This is a genomic window from Streptomyces sp. AC627_RSS907, from assembly GCF_019049165.1.
On the sequence record NZ_JAGMUE010000662.1, the window covers coordinates 1 to 736 of the forward strand.

Consider the following 736-nt stretch of genomic DNA (forward strand, 5'->3'; position numbering starts at 1 on the left):
GTGACCGTCGGTCTGGCCATCAAGGGTGGCGAGGGCGGCACCCAGTGGAGTGACGTGCCGCTCTACTTCGCCTCGCAGCTCCTGGGCGCGATGATCGGCGCGCTCCTGGTGTGGGTCTCGTACTACGGCCACTTCCAGGCCCACCTCACCGACCCCGAGATCATCGCCGAGACGGGCGGCCAGGAGGGCCTGGTGGACCAGTCGGCCGCCCCGAAGGCGGGTCCGGTGCTCGGCATCTTCTGCACCGGCCCGGAGATCCGCAACGTGGTGCAGAACCTGGCCACCGAGATCATCGCCACCGTCGTGCTGGTGCTCGCCATCCTCACCCAGGGGCTGACCGAGGGACTGGCGGTCTCCGGTACCGGCGCGCTGATGACGGCCCTGGTCGTGGTCGGCCTCGGCCTCTCGCTCGGCGGGCCCACCGGCTACGCCATCAACCCGGTGCGCGACCTCGGCCCGCGCATCGTGCACGCCCTGCTGCCGCTGCCCCACAAGGGCGGCTCGGACTGGGGCTACGCCTGGATTCCCGTCGTCGGCCCACTTGCTGGCGGCGCCATCGCGGGCGGACTCTACGAACTCGCCTTCGCCTAAAGCCCGACCGACGTCATCACGCAGGAGCCGCACATCATGACCGACACCCAGGACTTCGCCTCCACCCCAGGCGCCGCCTCGCACGGCCACGGCCCGTTCATCGCCTCCATCGACCAGGGCACCACCTCCAGCCGCTGCATCGTCT

General features: G+C 70.5%; 1 protein-coding gene. It reads left to right on the forward strand.

Annotated elements, in window-relative coordinates; genetic code table 11:
* Nucleotides 1-591, forward strand: a 591-nt coding sequence (locus KUM32_RS37665; protein ID WP_217146333.1) for an MIP/aquaporin family protein, incomplete at its 5' end; no start/stop codon positions are given.
* Nucleotides 592-736: the final 145 nt, after the last annotated feature.